We start from the raw sequence: 17,805 nt of genomic DNA, 5'->3' as shown, positions 1-17,805 counted from the left end.
TGAATAATGAAAAAAATTAAACGGTCGTTTTTTATTATCGCGTTACTACTGTTGTGCAGCAAAAGCGCATTAGCGGATCATCTGGAACAGATATCCTCAGCGTGTGATTTAAAAACACTGGATGGCAAACCAGCTTTGGCCTTGCAGGAACTGAAAGGGAAAGTGGTGTATATGGATTTCTGGGCATCCTGGTGTCCGCCTTGTGTCAAATCCTTTCCATTCTTGAATCAACTTGAGCACGATATGAAAGAGCAGGGATTACATGTGATCGGTGTCAACCTTGATGAAAAAGTTAAGGATGCGGAAGAATTTCTCACCAAGCACCCGGCTCACTTTTCCATTGTTGCGGATCCGGCTAAAACATGCGCTAAGGTTCTCGAAGTAATGGCGATGCCAACCTCTTATATCATTGACAAGAAGGGCAATATTCGCCATGTTCATCAAGGATTCCGTCCCGGTGAAACAGAAGAATTGCGTGCTTTGCTGTCACAGCTTGTCATGGAGAATCCCTAATCAGGGATTTTGAATGTTTACGCCGGCCAGTATGAAACTGACTCGGAATGCTGCCATTGCATTTGCATTCACCCTATTGTTCGGAATGACGGGTTGTGTGAGTGTCGCTCCTTGGGAGCGTGGCAATCTTGCTAAACCGCAAATGGACATCGATCCCCATCCCTTGCAAACCGAAATGCAATCTCATAATTACAGCAGCCGTGAAGCGGCACCCAGCCACAAATCGTCTGCAGGTGGCGGCGGCTGTGGATGTTATTAAACTGACTCCCGAACGGGGTTGTTTTAAAGGTAAGTAAATTTGCAGCAGAATAAAAGACCCCGGTGCCGGGGCAGCAAGCAACGATACACCCATCCAGAAACACATTCTGTAAAGTCAAGCAGCCATACCCTACAAGCGTTGACGTCGGCAGCGTTGATGTTGCCCGGCTTACTGATATCACCTGCACACGCCGCTGGAACGGATCGGATCAATTTCCAATATAGCCGCTATCAGGAAGGTGAGCGTAATCTCTATGGCGTTCCCCAAAGTTATAAGCCAATTTCAGCCGATGTGTTACATGGTAGCGGTATTTTTTCGTTAACCGACCGCGCCAAATTTACGTTTGGCTATACCCAAGATACCTGGTCGGGGGCAACGCCAGTATCTATAGCGCCATTGGCCACCAGTGGCGGTAATCGCCCATATACGATCAATGGGGTTGTGGTGGGCGCATCACCGCTGCTGAATGGCAAAGTGCAGTTAGATCACGATCTGAATCCGATCGGAAGAGATCCGCTCACCAAGCAATCGACCGGTGTGGTCGACACCCGGTCGGTGCTGGTGATGTCATCGGCTTCTCCGGAAACGCGCCGCCAGGCCAATTTCGGTTTGAGTTATGAATGGAATGAAGCAGCAATTAATGTGGGCGGCGGTTTTTCCCGGGAGCGTGACTATCATTCGAGTTTCGGCAGTATTGGCGGGCGGCTGGACTTTAACCAAAAGCTAACCAGCGTTAAATTCGGTGGTGGCTATACGGATAGTCAGGTCAGTGCGATTCTGGATCCTGATTCATCGCCGTATATCACCAAAACAGCGTATGCCCAGCAAATCGTCAACCGCCGCGGCTCTGAGATTCTGAAGGGTGACCGGCAGGATTGGGTGGCGAATACCGGTTTGACGCAGGTTCTCAGCAAGAATGCATTGATCGATGCCAGTATCGGTTATACGCATAGCAACGGATTTCTGGAGAACCCTTACAAGGCGACATCGGTTATTTTTATTGATCCGGCTAAATTAAACGATAATTTAATTACCGGTGATGTGCGTGCGCTGATCGAGCAGCGCCCGAACATTCGCAATCAAGTAGCACTCAGCACTAAGTACGTGCACTATATTAGCCCGTTTAATGCCGCGATGCATTTGGGCTACCGCTTGTCAGTCGATGATTGGGGCGTCAATACGCATACCTTCGATGCGAGCTGGGTGCAGCCGCTGGGTGGCGGATGGACGCTGACGCCGCGGGTTCGCTACTATTCACAGGATTCTGCCAGCTTTTACCGGCCCTACTTATTTTCTCAACAAAATTACAGAAATCAGGAAGTCGACAGTTTCGGCCGGCAAGTATGGACCGATAAAAGCAATCCTACCGTTCAGTACTACGGGAGTGATCCATTTAATCTGGTCGATCAGAACGGAAATGCGGTTGATGGGTTTTCAGTGGATGCACAGCGGAAATTAACCTTATTCGACGCCGGTAAACTGCCTGCGCATTTTTCCAGCGATCATCGTCTGGCGGGCTTTGGTTCGTTAAGCGGTGGTGTGGTATTGAGTAAAATACTCGGTAAAGGCGTCGCGCTGGAGGCCGGGTTTGAATACTATACGCGTGCCAGTTCCATGCAAATTGGCGGCGGGAATAACAGCTTTGCCGATTTTGATTACTATGTGGCGAATGCGGCGATTAAGTTTGATATTGAGCCGGTTGCATCCATGCCAATCGCAACTTCAGGCGGATCCTCCGCCGCACACACACATTCTTCCTTGCACCATCATAAGATACCGCCCGCTACGGTCATGTTTGGCCATATGCTCGATAAGCCCGGCGATTTCATGGCAGGCTATCGATTCATGTATCAATGGACAGGCGGGAATATGATGCATGGCGCGCACAAAGTCAGCGATCAGATGATCGTCGATCAAGGTTGCGGCACTAAAGACTGTCAATTTGTGCCGCAATTCATGGATATGCGGATGCATATGGTCGATCTGATGTATGCGCCGGCCAAGTGGCTCAACCTGATGTTGATGCCCACCTTCATGGATATGGATATGAATTTACGCCAGTTGGCCGGGGCAAGGGTAGACGCTTCTGGCGCACACAGTCATCATGGCGCAGCGGGTCATGAAAGCGGCGCCGTGGGCGATACCTATTTTTCATCGCTGATCAAGCTGCTGGATATTCCAGGACATCGTGTGCATGTGAATCTGGGGTTCAGCGCACCAACCGGAAAGACGGATATCAAAATACGCCGTTCGTTTAATGCGGATGGCGGACTGATTCATTTCGGCATGCAGTTGGGCAGCGGCACCTGGGACTTCATGCCGAGCCTGACGTATCTGGGCGAGTACAACCGTTGGTCGTGGGGTACGCAAATCAGCGGCATTAAGCGCATGGAAGACCGTAATCAATCCGGTTATCGCCTGGGCGATATGTTTCAGGCAACCGGCTGGGGCGGTCTGGATCTGACCCGATGGCTGACGGCCTCCGTGCGTGGCGTTTATACCTGGCAGGATGCGATACATCGCGACTTCAATCAATATAATGCGCGTATCGGCCCGATGGATTTTCCGCGTAATTACGGCGGGCAATTCTGGGATATGGGGTTTGGCGTCAATGCGCAAATTCCGGGTGGCCGTTTTGCCGGAAATCGACTCGGAATTGAATGGGTGCAGCCGATTCGCAGCGATTTTAACGGTTATCAGCTGAATCGCCAGGGCATGCTGTCCGCGACCTGGAGCTATCAGTTTTAAGTTAGGATATATTCCTTTTCAAAATCCCCGGTGCACACTGCTTCCCGGGTGAAATCACATGGCGCATCTGAATTACTACCACTACGATTTTAAAGCAATGGGTTCCCCTTGCTCGATTCAATTGTATGCGGACAGTGCAAAGAAAGCGCAACGTGCCGCCAAGATTGTCATGGATGATGTTTATCGCCTGGAAGCTAAATACTCCCGCTACCGGGCGGATAGTTTTTTATCCCAAATGAATCGCATCGCGGCTCAAGGCGGTTACATCCAAGTAGACGATGAAACTGCCGGATTGCTCGATTATGCGGCGACTTGCCACCAGCAAAGCGATGGTTTGTTTGATATCACTTCCGGAATTTTACGTCGTGCCTGGGATTTCAAGTCGGGAAAAATACCGGCACAAGAGGCCGTTCAGTTGCTGCTGGAAAAAATTGGCTGGCATAAAATCAGCTGGCAGCGTCCGGTTCTGACATTCACGGTTGCAGGCATGGAAATCGATTTTGGCGGCGTAGTCAAGGAGTACGCCGTCGACCGCGCGGCATCGCTATGCCGGGATGCCGGAATCGAGCACGGTCTCATCAATCTGGGGGGCGACATCAAAATTATCGGTCCGCACGACGATGGCAGTCCCTGGCGCGTCGCCATTCGCCATCCGCGCATCCCCGGCGGTATTTTGCATACGTTGCTGCTGCATTCCGGCGCACTGGCGAGCAGCGGGGATTATGAGCGCTGTATCACGCTGAATGGCATCCGCTACGGCCATGTGCTGAATCCCAAAACCGGCTGGCCGGTTCATTTTATGGCGGCCGTCAGCGTGATCGGCGAATTCTGTGTAGTCGCTGGTAGTGCGTCGACCATCGGCATGTTGAAAGAAGAAGATGGCCCCGAATGGCTGAGTACACTTGGGCTGCCGCATGTGTGGGTGAATGTGCAGGGGGAATCCGGGGGATCGTTGCTTCCAGCAGCGGGTTGATTTCACTTTTCGGTTACAATGCGGGTGTGTTCACATGCTGCTATTGAATCAATAGCGGGCGCCCGATTAAACCAGACAAGAGAGCAATTCATGAAAGATTGGCGTTTATTTTCATTCAGATTCATCAGTTTTTCCGCTCTGATATTGGTTGCGTCGATGGCGCGGGCGCTACCGGATGATTGTGCGCCTTTGACCGCACCGGTCACTTTTTTTGAGTCGAACGGACTCGTCTGTCTGCAGAAAGTGATTGTAAAAGATGATTCCGGCGAGCAATTGTACAAAGCCGCGTTGCAATGGCTGGGTGCGGATAATCCGAACCGGTTTGTATTGTTGGGCACGGAATTGGATGATGCTTCCGGGCCGGACAGCCCGGCTTTCTCGTTTCTAAATGGTCAGTTGACTCTGCCTAAAGTCGATGTACCCAAGCCGAACGGCACGGAACGCTATAACGTCAGCTTGAATTGGGTGACGGATAGCGATGCGGATACGGATGATGCCGTGTCAGTGTTTGAGCTGGCCACGGTTGCGCTGTATGTCAATCCCAACTATGTGCCGAATACCACTTGGAAGCCCTATGGCATGTTGCTGCCCAATGAGCGGCGGGCGGTTGATTTGCTGGCGCGGTCGATTCCGTATGCGCAACTGGCCGATGCGATTTACGATTATGATAATGTCACGGTGGGTTCTTGGGATTTGATTGAGTCCAATGGAAAAAGCTCCGGGATGGATGGCGGTGTGTTTAGAAATCGTGAAACCAATGAATTGGCGCTGGTGTTCCGTGGCACGGAAACTTGCGATTTTCCTTGCTCATTTAAGGAGCTGGAAGATACCGCTAGTGACGCCATTGCTGATGCGGCGATTGGAGCTGGCGTAGTGAGCGATCAATTCAAGGATGCGTTCCGATTCGCTCAGAGTGTCATCATCCGCTATCCCGGCGCTAAAATTACCGTCGCGGGACACTCGTTAGGCGGCGGATTGGCGCAGGCTGTCGGCGCTACGCTGGGACTGGAGACATTTGCATTTAATTCTTCGCCTGTTCCTGATCATTTCTTTGATACTTACCGGATTACGCTGTCTGCGGAAGCGCTAGAAGATCTGATTTTCGTCATTGCCGATGTGCACGATCCGGTTTCCAATACCGATAAAACCGGAAAAATATATTTGGATTCTCATCATGTTACATCGCTGATTCAATTTAATTTCGATCTGAAAGAAATACTCTCGACCCGGAGAGTGGATCTGGAAGATTTACGCTTTGACCGGCATAGCATCAGCCGTTTGACCAATAACGCAATCAACCTTCTGAACATCTACCGGGATGGCTGGTAAGCCGGAATTCGCACAAATAAAGACCTGTTATTCGATATGGATGACGGGTTGCTTGCTTTACCGCTTGTTCTCCCGCAACCTCACTGCAAATTAAACCTCCGGCATTCTCCAGAGCCACGTGTCGTGGCATTCGTGGGGAGTGCTTGTGTACTGACGGTGCTCATTTGCAATCTTCTACTGGATTGTGTGTCTTAAGCTTATGTTCACGCTACAACTGGAGAAGAGGCGCCATGACAACGAGTCGTTCACCTGCGGTCGCAGGATTGTTTTATTCCGCCGATGCACGGCAGCTTGCGCAGGATGTAAACGATCTGCTGGCGGAAGCAAAATTCAATGATTTCAAACCCAAAGCGCTGATTGTTCCGCATGCAGGGTATCTTTACTCGGGCGCGGTTGCCGCTTCGGCGTATGCCAGTCTGCGGGCCGCTGCTGCTACGATCCGGCGTGTGGTGCTGCTGGGCCCGGCACATCGTGTGGCGGTGCATGGTTTGGCGTTACCGGGGGTGGATGTTTTTGACACGCCACTTGGCAGCGTGAAGCTGGATGCGGGCTTGGCCGGTGCGATTGCGCATTTGCCGCAGGTGACGGTCAGCAGCGAAGCGCACGCGTTGGAGCATTCATTGGAAGTGCAGCTGCCCTTTTTGCAAAATGTGCTGGATGATTTTACTTTGCTGCCGCTGGCGGTTGGCTGGACATCGGCGGAAGACGTAGCCGAAGTACTGGAGCAACTGTGGGGTGGCGAAGAAACCCTGATTGTGATCAGTTCCGATCTGTCGCATTATTTGCCGTATGCGGCCGCGCAACGTATGGACAATGAGACCGTTCAAGCCATATTACAGTTGCGGCAACCGATTGCGCACGATCATGCATGCGGCAGTGTATCTATCAGCGGATTGATCATCGCAGCGCAGCATCATCATCTGACACCACACGTGCTGGATGTGCGGAATTCCGGGGATACCGCGGGATCGCGCGACCGGGTAGTGGGTTATGCAGCGATTGCATTTAATTGAGTGAGGCGGGCGATGGTGAATTCGATGGAAAGAAATGAGCAAGGCAGAGTATTGCTGCACATCGCACGAGCAGCCATCGCGGATGCTTTACGAGTGCCTTGCACACCTGCGAGGCTGGACGGTAATATGACCTGGCTTTCGCAACCGGGTGCGACGTTCGTTACGCTGACGCAGCGGGGCGAGTTGCGTGGTTGCATCGGTTCGTTGCAAGCGTGCGATCCGTTGATTGATGATGTGAGTAACAATGCCATATCGGCTGCATTGCACGATCCGCGCTTTATGCCTTTGGCAGCGGACGAATTGGACAAGGTGAGTGTGGAAGTATCATTGCTTTCCGAGCTGCAAGCGCTCAGCTTTCGCAGTGAAGCCGATGCGCTCGCGCAGTTGCGTCCCGATATTGACGGTGTTGTGTTTGAATGCGGGCCTTATCGCAGCACATTTCTGCCGCAGGTATGGGAAAGTTTGCCGCAACCGGAGCAGTTTCTTGCCAAACTGAAATCAAAAGCCCGCTTGCCGGAAGATTTCTGGGCAGCCGATATCAAACTGTCGCGCTATACCGTCAGCAAATGGCGTGAAACGGATTATGCCCGGGAGGTTGCGCATGGATGAGCCCATTAGTAGCACCGAGCAGTTTCCGGCAAAATACTGGCATTTGTTGGAGGATGGGCGGATTCAATGCGACTTGTGTCCGCGCGATTGCAAATTGCACGAAGGACAGCGCGGCGCCTGCTTTGTGCGCGGGCGCACGGGCGATGCAATGGTGTTGACAACGTACGGGCGCTCGTCCGGTTTTTGTGTCGATCCGATTGAGAAAAAGCCACTCAATCAGTTTTATCCCGGCAACAGCGTGTTGTCGTTTGGTACGGCGGGCTGCAACCTCGCCTGTAAATTTTGCCAGAACTGGGATATTTCCAAATCACGCAGCTTTGACAAATTGCTCGATCAAGCCAGCCCGGAAGCGATTGCACGTTGTGCGGAGCAATATCACTGTATGAGTGTGGCGTTCACATACAACGATCCGGTGATTTTCGCCGAGTATGCAATGGACGTGGCGGATGCTTGTCATGCCATAGGTATCAAAACGGTTGCCGTGACGGCGGGTTATATTCATGCCCAGCCGAGGCGCGATTTTTTCGCCAAAATGGATGCCGCCAATGTGGACTTAAAAGCGTTTGCCGAGGCGTTTTACGTCAAGCAAACCGGGTCGCATTTGAAACCCGTGCTGGATACATTGTGCTACTTGAAGCACGAAACCGGTGTATGGCTCGAGTTGACTACCCTATTAATTCCAGGGCTGAACGATTCCAGCGAGGAAATCACCGCTATGAGCCATTGGATCATGAAAGAACTGGGGCCTGACGTGCCGCTGCACTTCAGCGCCTTTCATCCGGATTACAAACTCAACGATATACCGCCCACGCCACCGGAAACATTGATCCGGGCGCGCCAGATCGCGCTGGATGCTGGGCTGCATTATGTGTATACCGGTAATGTGCACCATATCGAAGGCGATACGACCTATTGTCCTGGTTGCGGTAGTGCCGTGATTGTGCGTGATTGGTATGAGATCAAACAGTATTATTTGACTGCGGAGGGCCGCTGTAAAAACTGCAATGCCGCCATTGCGGGCCGTTTTGAACAATTCACCGGTCAATTCGGCAGGCAGCGCATTCCGGTCAGAATCGGAGCGCTGGCATGACAGCGGTAAAAATTCCGGCTGGGTCAGTTGAGCTGAGCGGCGAGCTGGTATTGCCGCCCGAAGCATCGGGCGTTGTGCTATTTGCGCATGGTAGCGGCAGCAGCCGTTTTAGTCCGCGCAACACTTATATTGCCAACGTGTTGCAGCAGCACGGTATCGGTACATTGCTGTTTGACTTGCTAACGCGCTCGGAAGATCAGGATTATGCCCAGCGTTTCGATATCGATCTGCTGACGCAACGCTTGCTTGCTGCCACTGATTGGTTGCAGAAGAGTCCCGTAACAAAATCATTGAAGATCGGCTATTTCGGCGCCAGTACCGGCGCAGCCGCAGCTTTGCAAGCAGCTGCCAAAATGCAGGATGCCGTTGCTGCCGTGGTGTCGCGTGGCGGACGTCCCGATTTGGCGGGAGCAGTTGCGTTAAATCAGGTGACTGCGCCGACGCTGCTAGTCGTAGGCGACGCGGATCATGGTGTGATCGAGTTAAACGAGCAGGCTTATGCGCTGATGACATGCGTGAAAAAGCTCGTGCTGGTACCTGGGGCGACACACTTATTTGAAGAACCGGGCGCTTTGGAACAGGCTGCACAGTTTGCCGCCGATTGGTTCTTGAACTACTTGCGATAGTCAATGAAATTATAGTCAAATCTTCCGTTTTGACGGTTCTGAATCTGACAGTAGCAAATTAGTAAAAGATACCGGTTTTAACTGGATGAATTACGGTGCTGGTCACGTCATAAGAAATTGAATGCCGCTTTATCGCCAGCATGCTAATCTTTGCTGTGCAATTCTTACACATTACGTTTTAAACCGCCCTAATTTTAGGATCTTAAGGAAGTAGCGATGGAATTGATTCTGTGGCGTCATGCCGAAGCGGAAGAGGGTTTTCCCGATATGGCGCGTCAATTGACCGGAAAAGGATTGGATCAGGCAAGACGCATGGCAGATTGGCTTAAGCCAAAATTGCCGGAAAAAGCGCGGATAATCGTCAGCCCGGCCCGCCGGACGCAGCAGACGGCGATGGCATTGCAGCTCGATTTTGTCACGGATGCAGCGATAGGGCCTGGTGCCAGTGCGCGTGCCGTGCTTGCTGCGGCTAACTGGCCTGATGCGGAAGGTACGGTAGTGATAGTCGGACATCAGCCTACCTTGGGTGAGATTGCCAATTACCTGATTCCGTCTGTTCCTCCTGGATTGCGCGTTAAAAAAGGTTCGGTGTGGTGGATCCGGTGCGAAGAAAAGGAAAATTTAAATGAACCAGTACTGCATGCGGTGATCTATCCTGAAATGTTATGAGCTATCCAGTTCAATTCGGGTGTTATGTCTCGATTAATTCTATTTAATAAACCCTATGGCGTGATTTGCCAATTTACACCGGAAAGCGGGCATCAATCGTTGAAAGATTTCATTCCGTTACCGGATTTTTATCCGGCTGGCCGATTGGACGCGGATAGCGAAGGCTTAGTGTTGTTGACGGATAATGGTAAGTTGCAGCAGCAAATCAGCGATCCGAAGTTTAAATTGCCCAAAACCTATTGGGTTCAAGTTGACGGCAAACCGGATGAAATGGTATTAAATCAGTTGCGCCAGGGCGTCACTCTGAAAGATTACAAAACCCGGCCTGCGCAAGCTTCTCTGATGGATGAGCCCAATCACCTCTGGCAGCGGGTGCCGCCTATCCGATACCGTAAAAATATTGCTACCACTTGGATATCTTTGATTCTGAGTGAAGGTAAGAATCGCCAAGTAAGGCGGATGACAGCGGCGGTAGCATTTCCTACATTGCGATTGATCCGTTATGCCATCGGCACATATACTTTGCAAGGTTTGGCGCCAGGTGAATGGCGCTTAGTGAAAAATATCCAATGGAATAAATGACAACTGTTGAATTTTTTCCGGTGAATAGGGAAAAATTTTTAATGAGAAGTGAAGAAACAGCGTGTGGCTTAGTTTTGCTAAAACCGTAAATTTAAAGCAGATAATGAATTCAGATTAATATTTCATTTCTATCCGGTGTAGTATAGAATTTTGTATGAGAGTGTAATAAAAATTTAGTATTTCATAGAGAGTAAAGAAAGATGCAATTGCCGTTGGTAATGCCAAGCAGGCAATTGAAGTAGGCAGGTGGTTTGTTTTTATATATCGGCTTGCGCTTTAGTAAGCCCCTAAAAGGATGGTAATTTATATGATTTTTGATTTTCTGACATTGATTTCAGGTGTATTTGATATGCCGTGGTGGGGATATGTGGTCGTCACTCTAGTTTTGACGCATATCACAATTGCATCTATCACGATCTATCTGCATCGTCATTCAGCCCATAGAGCGCTGGAGCTGCATCCGATACCGAGTCATTTTTTTCGCTTCTGGTTGTGGTTGACGACGGGGATGGTTACCAAGCAATGGACGGCGGTTCATCGTAAGCATCATGCGAAATGCGAAAGTAAGGATGATCCGCACAGTCCGGTCATTTATGGTATCAAGAAAGTTTTAGCCGAAGGCTCGGAACTGTACAGAGCAGAGGCAAAGAATGAAGAAACCTTGAAAAGATATGGCTACGGTACACCGGATGATTGGCTGGAACGTAATGTGTATACCAAGCATAGTGCGAAAGGTGTGGCACTGATGTTGATTATTAATGTGATTCTGTTCGGTCCTATTGGTATTACGATATGGGCGGTGCAGATGATTTGGGCGCCTATTTTTGCCGCTGGTATTATCAATGGTGTCGGTCATTATTGGGGTTATCGCAATTTCCGCGCGGAAGACGCCAGCACCAACATCGTTCCTTGGGGTATTTTAATTGGCGGTGAAGAATTGCATAACAATCATCACGCTTATGCAACCTCTGCACGATTATCCAACAAATGGTATGAGTTCGATATTGGTTGGTTGTATATCCGGACTTTGGAAATACTCGGACTTGCAAAAGTTAAAAAAATTGCTCCAAAACTGCGTATTGATAAAGCAAAAACCCAATGCGATTCGGATACATTGCAAGCTGTGATATCTCATCGTTATGAGGTTCTCGCCAAATATACGAAATCGCTCAAAGTAACTTTTGCAAATGAAATGATTCATTTGAAAGAAGCGGCTGCGCAATACGGTGTGGATAACAATACCTTGAAACATTGGATTCTTGCCGATTCCAAAACATTGCAAGAGCACGAGCGCGAGAAATTGAGCCAAGTGCTTAGTAATGCAAAAACACTGGATAAAGTGTATACCATGCGTGAAGAACTGGCCAAAATCTGGCAACGCTCTACCGCATCAACCGAAGAATTGGTTAAAGAGTTGGAAGATTGGTGTCGGCGCGCGGAAGAGAGCGGTATCGAAGTGCTAAGAACTTTTTCCCAGCGCTTACGGTGTTATGCATAGTAAGTAATAAAAGTTGCACAATAAAAAACCCGCTTCGGCGGGTTTTTTATTGTGCTCGTTGTTACTGATGCTATTTGAGCTTTGTTTCTTTATATTTAACGTGTTTCCTTGCAACAGGGTCAAATTTCATCAACTCCAATTTTTCAGGTTTTGCACGTTTGTTCTTGGTCGTTGTATAAAAATGTCCCGTACCTGCGGAGGATTCCAGTTTTATTTTTTCACGCATAATGTAACTCCTTAACTAACCTTGGGTGAGTTTCTTAAATGCCTTTACCTTCAGCACGTAATTTTGCCAATACTGCATCAATACCATTCTTGTCGATAGTACGCAATGCAGCATTAGTTAATCGTAAACTAATCCAGCGGCTTTCACTTTCAACCCAAAATCTGCGGCGTTGCAAATTGGGCAGAAAACGCCTTTTGGTTTTATTGTTTGCGTGAGAAACATTATGACCTGACATTGGCTTTTTGCCAGTTATTTCACATACTCGTGCCATGTTAGCGCACTCCAGAATTCTTAAAAACGAGGATTATATCCTGATTCGCGTGGTTAACTCAAATTAAATCATTCTCTGCAAATGAGAAAGCAGTGCCATTGCCTACGATGAAGTGATCCAATACTTTAACATCGATCATGGCCAACGCCTGTTTTAAGGATTGAGTTAATACTTTGTCTGCATGACTGGGCTCAGCAACTCCGGATGGATGATTGTGTGCGAAGATTATTGCGGCGGCGTTATGATATAAAGCGCGCTTGACCACTTCGCGCGGGTAAACGCTGGCTTGCGTCAGTGTGCCACTGAACAATTCTTCACTGGCGATCGTATGGTTCTTGGCGTCGAGAAAAATGCCGAGAAATACTTCGTGCTGTTTGTTTGCTAGACTTAAGCGCAGGAAATCCCGGACTAATCCGGGAGAACTCATTGCATTGCCGCTTTTTAACTCCTCGCCAAGTGAGCGCCGGGCCATTTCTAATACGGCTTGCAGCTGTGCGTATTTTGCAATACCCATTCCCGGTATTTGGCAGAAACTGGTTTGACTGGCAGCGAATACATTGGTTAAGCTGCCAAAATGTGAAAGTAATTCCCGTGCGAGATCCACGGCGCTTTTACCTGTAATTCCGGTGCGCAGGAAAATCGCCAGTAGCTCGGTATCTGAAAGAGCAGTAGCGCCTTTTTGTAATAATTTCTCGCGTGGCCGTTCGGATACCGGCCAATTTGTAATCGCCATAGTGAATTGCTGAGTCATGTAAAATAAGAACCGCCGCCGGTATTCACAGATCGCTTGCGACCTGACCCGGAACAGCTTCAGTGGTAACTGATAGCGGCACCGGATACAGCCGTATTGAGTAGAATAGATAAGTCATGTACCGGGTTGCCTATTATTTCTTGATTTTAGTATATTGATCGGATTGAGTTTATTTTGGAATTTTGCTTATGATGGCCGCATCCGCGTCTTCTGCATCGAAAAAACGTTTGATACTGGGTGTAACCGGCGGTGTGGCCGCTTACAAAGCAGCGGAACTGGCCCGTCTGCTGACGCAGGGGGGAATTGATGTGCAAACGGTGATGACGCAAGCCGCTTGCCGTTTTGTCGGCCCCGTCACTTTCCAGTCTTTAACCGGCAATCCTGTCCATACCGATCTATGGGATGCCAATGCCCTGCATAACATGGCGCATATCAACCTGTCTCGCGATGCGGATATGATTTTGACAGCACCAGCCAGTGCGGATTTTATCGCCAAACTGGCCCATGGTATGGCGGATGATTTGCTGACGACACTTTGTCTGGCGCGAGATTGTCCGTTGATGATAGCGCCCGCAATGAACCGGCAAATGTGGGAGAATCCGGCGACTCAGCGCAATTTATCCTTGCTGCGGCAAGATGGCATAACAATAGTTGGTCCAGCCAGTGGTGAGCAAGCCTGCGGTGAAATAGGAATGGGGCGCATGCTGGAAGCCGATGAACTGGCCGAAGCCGTGCAAATGATTCTTCAAACTGCTCCGTTGTTGCAGGGCAAAAAAGTTTTACTGACCGCAGGTCCTACATTTGAAGCGATCGATGCGGTGCGAGGCATATCCAACCGCAGTTCCGGAAAGATGGGCTACGCCATTGCACAAGCGGCGGCCGAGGCCGGTGCAACCGTTACGCTTATTTCCGGACCGGTTTGTTTGGCGCCGCCTGCCGTTGTCAGCAAATTCATCGCAGTGATTGGCGCCGAGGACATGCTGCGTGCAGTGCAAGCGGAAATAGCGCAAGCCGATATCTTTATCAGTGTGGCTGCCGTTGCGGATTACCGTGCAGCACAGCTCAGCCAGCAAAAGATAAAGAAATCTGCTGGCAAGCTGCTGCTGGAGCTGGTTCCTACCGTGGATATACTGGAAACGGTGGCAAACTTGCCAAAACCGCCTTTCTGTGTCGGTTTTGCAGCGGAAACGGAGAATCTTGAAGAAAACGCGGCAATAAAGCGGCGCAAAAAGAATGTGCCGCTAGTGGTCGCCAATTTGGCGCAGGATGCGATCGGTTCCGATGAAAGCGAATTGATTTTACTGGATGACGCCGGCAAGCACGTTCTTCCCAAAGCATCTAAAATAGAGCAAGCGCGGCGTTTGATCAAACATATCCACCTGCTGTACAACCCACTGAATAAAAAAGAATGAAAAAAATCGACATTAAAATTCTGGATGCGCGTTTGCACGAACAGCTTCCAGCCTATGCCACGCCAGGTTCAGCCGGATTGGATTTGCGCGCCTGTATTGAACAGCCGATGACGATCAATCCGGGGGAAACCAGCTTGATTCCAACCGGCATTGCGATTCATCTGGCCGATACTGGGTTGGCGGCATTGGTATTGCCGCGCTCAGGACTCGGTCATAAACATGGTATTGTTTTGGGAAATCTGGTCGGACTGATTGATTCGGATTATCAAGGACAGATTCTGGTCTCGTGCTGGAACCGGGGGCAGATGTCATTCCAGCTGAATCCGCTGGAACGCATCGCGCAGCTTGTGATCGTTCCCGTGATTCAGGTTGAATTCAACCGGGTGGACAGTTTTGATCAAAGCCACCGTGGCGAGGATGGGTTCGGCAGCACCGGCAAGCATTGATGCGCTGGTTTGCAATACAACTGGTTGTGTTGGGATTGCTGCCTGTCAGTGCTTATTGCTCTGAAGTCAACGTTATTCCATTGACAATATCCGGCTATGAAATTGCCGCGGAAGTGGCGCATACCCAGCTATCGCGCTCGCAAGGGTTGATGTACCGCGAATCGCTGGAAGAGAATACCGGCATGCTGTTTGTTTTTCCGGGCAGCGGCTATTACAGCATGTGGATGAAAAACACCTATATTCCGCTGAGCGTTGCTTTTATCGATGTGCGCGGCGTCATTCTGAATATTGCCGAGATGCAGCCGGAGACGTTGACGTCGCACGATGCAGCGGGAATGGCGAAATATGCGCTGGAAATGAACAAGGGATGGTTTGCGGCAAGAAAGATAACGGCAGGCGCCCAAGTCACAGGGTTGGAGCGGGCACCTGCCGCCGATTGATGAGTTAATGCATGCGCGGCATCATACCTTTGAGTCCGCGCATCATTTTAGAGATCCCGCCCTTATTCATCATCTTCATCATTTTCTGGGCTTGCTCGAATTGCGCCAGCAGGCGGTTGACTTCCTGCACGGTAACTCCAGCCCCCGCTGCGATGCGGCGTTTGCGAGAAGCTTTGAGAATTTCCGGTTTTTTGCGTTCCTGCTGAGTCATGGAATTGATAATGCCCACTGTGCGGTGAATGATTTTGTCATCCACTTTAACGTTTTGCGCGGCCTGGCTGAATTGCGCCGGCAGTTTGTCCATCAGCGCGCTCATGCCGCCCATCTTGTGCATTTGCTGAAATTGCGCTTTGAAATCATTCAAGTCAAATGACTTGCCTGATTTCATTTTTTTCATCAGTTTTTCAGCTTCTTCCTGATCGGCATTGCGCTGTGCTTCTTCAATCAGTCCCAGCACGTCACCCATGCCCAGAATACGCGATGCCATCCGGTCCGGATGGAAGATTTCGAGTCCGGTTAATTTTTCCGCGACACCGGCGAATTTAATCGGTTTACCCGTGATGTGCTTGACCGATAAGGCCGCACCGCCACGTGCATCGCCATCGAGCTTGGTGAGAATGACGCCTGTCAGCGGCAACGCATCGGAAAATGCCTTGGCGGTATTGACGGCATCCTGCCCCTGCATCGCATCCACGACGAATAGGGTTTCGATCGGTTTCAGCAATACTTCCAGCTCACTGATTTCCTGCATCATTGCTTCGTCGATACCTAACCGGCCGGCCGTATCGACGATCATGACTTCATAGTGATGCCTGCGTGCAAAATCCAATGCGGCTGCACCGATTTCACCGGGTTTCTGCCCATCTTTGACAGGGAAAAAGTCGGCGCCAGTTTGTTGAGCCAGCAGTTCCAGCTGGTGAATCGCGGCTGGACGATAGATGTCACAAGATACTAACAGCACTTTCTTTTTCTTGTGTTCCATTAACCACTTGGCTAGTTTTCCGCTGCTCGTGGTTTTACCGGCGCCTTGCAATCCCGCCATGAGAATGACGGCAGGCGGCACGGTTGAGAGGTTAATCTCGGCTTTATCGCCACCCATAATGGCCATCAACTCCTGATAGACCACGCCAACCAAGGCTTGCCCGGGAGTAAGGCTATTCAATACTTCTTGACCGACGGCCTTTTCTTTAACGCGGGCAATGAAATCCTTGACAACCGGTAAAGCGACATCGGCTTCCAGCAGCGCCAGACGAATTTCACGCAAAGCATCCTGAATGTTGCTTTCGGTAAGCCTAGCTTCGCCGCGTATTGTTTTAATGACGCCGCTGAGCCGGCTTGTCAGGTTGTCAAACATACTGTAGACCTCATAAAATAAGATGAATTTAAAACAATGGGCGTGTCCGGGGTTAACAAATTCCGCGCGAGTGCTTTGAATTTGTTAACGTGCCATGTAGACTTAACAGTTATTTCTGCCTTTTAAAACTGATGCCCTCAATGACCAGCATTTTAACTTATCCCGCAGCTTTTTTGCTTTATATACTGATCGGTTGGTATTTTTGGCGCACTACGTGGGGACAATCTTCATTGCCCGCAAATGATCGCGCACCTGCATCGGCCACTTGGATGCATTATGCCATGCTTATTCCTTTGTCATTGCACGCCATCACACTTTATCAGTCGATGTTTGCCGGTGCGGGATTGAGTTTCGGGTTAAGCAATGCGATTTCAGTAATTGTCTGGTTGACTGCATTCATTTACTGGTTCTCGGGGTTTTTTCAACGGCTGCAAGGGTTGCAAACACTGGTTGCGCCTGTTGCGGCAGCTTCTGCTGTTGCGGTTTTATTACCACTGTTTTTCCCATCGCTGCGGACACTCGAGAATACCGAATTGCCAGCATTTAAAGCGCATTTGCTGGTCGCCATGATGGCTTACAGCTTACTGACCATCGCAGCATTGCATGCTTTGCTGATGACCGTGGTGGAGCGCCAATTGCATCATCCGGCCGCTCGCTCGGTGCTGACAAACCTACCGCCATTGCTGGCGATGGAAAAATTGTTGTTTCACATTATTTGGGTTGGTTTTATTTTATTGACGCTGACGCTTTTAAGCGGTGTAGTGTTTTCAAAAGAAGTGTTTGGCCAGCCTCTGACTTTTTCACACAAGACATTGTTCGGTTTTATTTCCTGGGGCGTGTTCGCCGCTCTGCTTGCCGGGCGGCAATTTTACGGTTGGCGGGGGCGAATTGCAATTCGCTGGACGCTGGCGGGATTTGTCACCTTATTACTGGCCTATATTGGCAGCAAGTTCGTGCTGGAGATTATCCTGAGCCGTTATTAGCAGGATTCACGAG

Annotated in this window: 20 protein-coding genes; 16 read left to right on the top strand and 4 right to left on the bottom strand. The window is 49.9% G+C overall.

The annotated features are described in order from the left end of the window. The first annotated feature begins 6 nt into the window (after nucleotides 1-6). The 12 genes from R2103_RS08925 (at nucleotide 7) to R2103_RS08870 (ending at nucleotide 11,909) form a co-directional block, all read left to right on the top strand. Nucleotides 7-513: a TlpA disulfide reductase family protein gene (locus R2103_RS08925; protein ID WP_317531101.1), complete on the top strand. Its 507-nt coding sequence runs from the start codon at nucleotides 7-9 to the stop codon at nucleotides 511-513. 31 nt (nucleotides 514-544) lie between these two features. Next, a complete protein-coding gene (locus R2103_RS08920; protein ID WP_090320949.1) occupies nucleotides 545-772 on the top strand; it encodes a DUF4266 domain-containing protein in 228 nt (75 codons plus the stop codon). 39 nt (nucleotides 773-811) lie between these two features. After that, nucleotides 812-3,520, top strand: a complete 2,709-nt coding sequence (locus tag R2103_RS08915; protein WP_317531100.1) for a DUF3570 domain-containing protein — start codon at nucleotides 812-814, stop codon at nucleotides 3,518-3,520. 58 nt (nucleotides 3,521-3,578) lie between these two features. Further along, on the top strand, nucleotides 3,579-4,493 hold the full coding sequence (locus tag R2103_RS08910; RefSeq protein ID WP_317531099.1) for an FAD:protein FMN transferase: 915 nt from the start codon (nucleotides 3,579-3,581) through the stop codon (nucleotides 4,491-4,493). Between the two features lie 90 nt (nucleotides 4,494-4,583). Continuing rightward, entirely contained in the window at nucleotides 4,584-5,822 is a 1,239-nt protein-coding gene (locus R2103_RS08905) for a lipase (RefSeq protein WP_317531098.1), read from the top strand. Nucleotides 5,823-6,052: 230 nt separating this feature from the next. Then, nucleotides 6,053-6,835 (top strand): AmmeMemoRadiSam system protein B, encoded by a 783-nt coding sequence (gene amrB / locus R2103_RS08900; protein WP_317531097.1) that lies wholly within the window; start codon nucleotides 6,053-6,055, stop codon nucleotides 6,833-6,835. A gap of 24 nt (nucleotides 6,836-6,859) precedes the next feature. Then, on the top strand, nucleotides 6,860-7,444 hold the full coding sequence (gene amrA / locus R2103_RS08895; protein ID WP_317531096.1) for an AmmeMemoRadiSam system protein A: 585 nt from the start codon (nucleotides 6,860-6,862) through the stop codon (nucleotides 7,442-7,444). Beyond that, a complete protein-coding gene (gene amrS / locus R2103_RS08890) occupies nucleotides 7,437-8,534 on the top strand; it encodes an AmmeMemoRadiSam system radical SAM enzyme (RefSeq protein WP_317531095.1) in 1,098 nt (365 codons plus the stop codon). The genes amrA and amrS overlap by 8 nt, the downstream gene beginning before the upstream one ends. Beyond that, nucleotides 8,531-9,160 (top strand): dienelactone hydrolase family protein, encoded by a 630-nt coding sequence (locus R2103_RS08885; RefSeq protein WP_317531094.1) that lies wholly within the window; start codon nucleotides 8,531-8,533, stop codon nucleotides 9,158-9,160. The genes amrS and R2103_RS08885 overlap by 4 nt, the downstream gene beginning before the upstream one ends. Nucleotides 9,161-9,376: 216 nt before the next feature. Beyond that, entirely contained in the window at nucleotides 9,377-9,829 is a 453-nt protein-coding gene (sixA, locus tag R2103_RS08880) for a phosphohistidine phosphatase SixA (protein WP_317531093.1), read from the top strand. Nucleotides 9,830-9,853: 24 nt separating this feature from the next. Further along, nucleotides 9,854-10,411, top strand: coding sequence for an rRNA large subunit pseudouridine synthase E (locus tag R2103_RS08875; RefSeq protein WP_317531092.1), 558 nt, complete (start codon nucleotides 9,854-9,856; stop codon nucleotides 10,409-10,411). Nucleotides 10,412-10,718: 307 nt separating this feature from the next. Then, nucleotides 10,719-11,909 (top strand): fatty acid desaturase, encoded by a 1,191-nt coding sequence (locus tag R2103_RS08870; RefSeq protein ID WP_317531091.1) that lies wholly within the window; start codon nucleotides 10,719-10,721, stop codon nucleotides 11,907-11,909. A gap of 70 nt (nucleotides 11,910-11,979) precedes the next feature. On the opposite strand, the gene rpmG is transcribed toward R2103_RS08870, so the two are convergent. The 3 genes from rpmG to radC are packed head-to-tail and all read right to left on the bottom strand — an operon-like array spanning nucleotide 11,980 to nucleotide 13,139. Further along, a complete protein-coding gene (gene rpmG / locus R2103_RS08865; protein ID WP_013966630.1) occupies nucleotides 11,980-12,135 on the bottom strand; it encodes a 50S ribosomal protein L33 in 156 nt (51 codons plus the stop codon). A 34-nt stretch (nucleotides 12,136-12,169) separates the two neighbouring features. Further along, nucleotides 12,170-12,406 (bottom strand): 50S ribosomal protein L28, encoded by a 237-nt coding sequence (gene rpmB / locus R2103_RS08860; protein ID WP_108698254.1) that lies wholly within the window; start codon nucleotides 12,404-12,406, stop codon nucleotides 12,170-12,172. A gap of 58 nt (nucleotides 12,407-12,464) precedes the next feature. Continuing rightward, nucleotides 12,465-13,139, bottom strand: a complete 675-nt coding sequence (radC, locus tag R2103_RS08855; RefSeq protein WP_317531090.1) for a RadC family protein — start codon at nucleotides 13,137-13,139, stop codon at nucleotides 12,465-12,467. A 209-nt stretch (nucleotides 13,140-13,348) separates the two neighbouring features. Here radC and coaBC point away from each other — a divergent pair, with 209 nt between their 5' ends. The 3 genes from coaBC to R2103_RS08840 are packed head-to-tail and all read left to right on the top strand — an operon-like array spanning nucleotide 13,349 to nucleotide 15,455. Beyond that, the gene (gene coaBC / locus R2103_RS08850) at nucleotides 13,349-14,569 is read left to right on the top strand and encodes a bifunctional phosphopantothenoylcysteine decarboxylase/phosphopantothenate--cysteine ligase CoaBC (protein ID WP_317532076.1); all 1,221 of its coding nucleotides are present in this window, start codon (nucleotides 13,349-13,351) and stop codon (nucleotides 14,567-14,569) included. Further along, nucleotides 14,566-15,015, top strand: coding sequence for a dUTP diphosphatase (dut, locus tag R2103_RS08845; protein ID WP_317531089.1), 450 nt, complete (start codon nucleotides 14,566-14,568; stop codon nucleotides 15,013-15,015). The genes coaBC and dut overlap by 4 nt, the downstream gene beginning before the upstream one ends. Continuing rightward, nucleotides 15,015-15,455 carry a DUF192 domain-containing protein gene (locus R2103_RS08840; RefSeq protein WP_317531088.1) on the top strand — a complete coding sequence of 147 codons (441 nt, stop codon included), beginning with the start codon at nucleotides 15,015-15,017 and terminating at the stop codon, nucleotides 15,453-15,455. The genes dut and R2103_RS08840 overlap by 1 nt, the downstream gene beginning before the upstream one ends. A gap of 4 nt (nucleotides 15,456-15,459) precedes the next feature. On the opposite strand, the gene ffh is transcribed toward R2103_RS08840, so the two are convergent. Then, the gene (ffh, locus tag R2103_RS08835; protein WP_317531087.1) at nucleotides 15,460-16,809 is read right to left on the bottom strand and encodes a signal recognition particle protein; all 1,350 of its coding nucleotides are present in this window, start codon (nucleotides 16,807-16,809) and stop codon (nucleotides 15,460-15,462) included. A 140-nt stretch (nucleotides 16,810-16,949) separates the two neighbouring features. On the opposite strand from ffh, the gene R2103_RS08830 reads away from it, so the two are divergent. Then, nucleotides 16,950-17,792, top strand: a complete 843-nt coding sequence (locus R2103_RS08830) for an inner membrane protein YpjD (protein ID WP_317531086.1) — start codon at nucleotides 16,950-16,952, stop codon at nucleotides 17,790-17,792. The last annotated feature ends 13 nt before the right edge of the window (nucleotides 17,793-17,805 follow it).

This window comes from Nitrosomonas sp. Is24 (genome assembly GCF_033063335.1).
In the GTDB taxonomy this organism is placed as follows: domain Bacteria; phylum Pseudomonadota; class Gammaproteobacteria; order Burkholderiales; family Nitrosomonadaceae; genus Nitrosomonas.
This window is presented reverse-complemented; position numbering and strand designations above follow the sequence as displayed.

Coding starts and splice junctions, on each gene's coding strand:
- R2103_RS08925 (WP_317531101.1), top strand. CDS start 7: ATGAAAAAAATTAAACGGTCGTTTTTTATTATCGCGTTACTACTGTTG.
- R2103_RS08920 (WP_090320949.1), top strand. CDS start 545: ATGAAACTGACTCGGAATGCTGCCATTGCATTTGCATTCACCCTATTG.
- R2103_RS08910 (WP_317531099.1), top strand. CDS start 3,579: ATGGCGCATCTGAATTACTACCACTACGATTTTAAAGCAATGGGTTCC.
- R2103_RS08905 (WP_317531098.1), top strand. CDS start 4,584: ATGAAAGATTGGCGTTTATTTTCATTCAGATTCATCAGTTTTTCCGCT.
- amrB (WP_317531097.1), top strand. CDS start 6,053: ATGACAACGAGTCGTTCACCTGCGGTCGCAGGATTGTTTTATTCCGCC.
- amrA (WP_317531096.1), top strand. CDS start 6,860: ATGGAAAGAAATGAGCAAGGCAGAGTATTGCTGCACATCGCACGAGCA.
- amrS (WP_317531095.1), top strand. CDS start 7,437: ATGGATGAGCCCATTAGTAGCACCGAGCAGTTTCCGGCAAAATACTGG.
- R2103_RS08885 (WP_317531094.1), top strand. CDS start 8,531: ATGACAGCGGTAAAAATTCCGGCTGGGTCAGTTGAGCTGAGCGGCGAG.
- sixA (WP_317531093.1), top strand. CDS start 9,377: ATGGAATTGATTCTGTGGCGTCATGCCGAAGCGGAAGAGGGTTTTCCC.
- R2103_RS08875 (WP_317531092.1), top strand. CDS start 9,854: ATGTCTCGATTAATTCTATTTAATAAACCCTATGGCGTGATTTGCCAA.
- R2103_RS08870 (WP_317531091.1), top strand. CDS start 10,719: ATGATTTTTGATTTTCTGACATTGATTTCAGGTGTATTTGATATGCCG.
- rpmG (WP_013966630.1), bottom strand. CDS start 12,135: ATGCGTGAAAAAATAAAACTGGAATCCTCCGCAGGTACGGGACATTTT.
- rpmB (WP_108698254.1), bottom strand. CDS start 12,406: ATGGCACGAGTATGTGAAATAACTGGCAAAAAGCCAATGTCAGGTCAT.
- radC (WP_317531090.1), bottom strand. CDS start 13,139: ATGGCGATTACAAATTGGCCGGTATCCGAACGGCCACGCGAGAAATTA.
- coaBC (WP_317532076.1), top strand. CDS start 13,349: ATGGCCGCATCCGCGTCTTCTGCATCGAAAAAACGTTTGATACTGGGT.
- dut (WP_317531089.1), top strand. CDS start 14,566: ATGAAAAAAATCGACATTAAAATTCTGGATGCGCGTTTGCACGAACAG.
- R2103_RS08840 (WP_317531088.1), top strand. CDS start 15,015: ATGCGCTGGTTTGCAATACAACTGGTTGTGTTGGGATTGCTGCCTGTC.
- ffh (WP_317531087.1), bottom strand. CDS start 16,809: ATGTTTGACAACCTGACAAGCCGGCTCAGCGGCGTCATTAAAACAATA.
- R2103_RS08830 (WP_317531086.1), top strand. CDS start 16,950: ATGACCAGCATTTTAACTTATCCCGCAGCTTTTTTGCTTTATATACTG.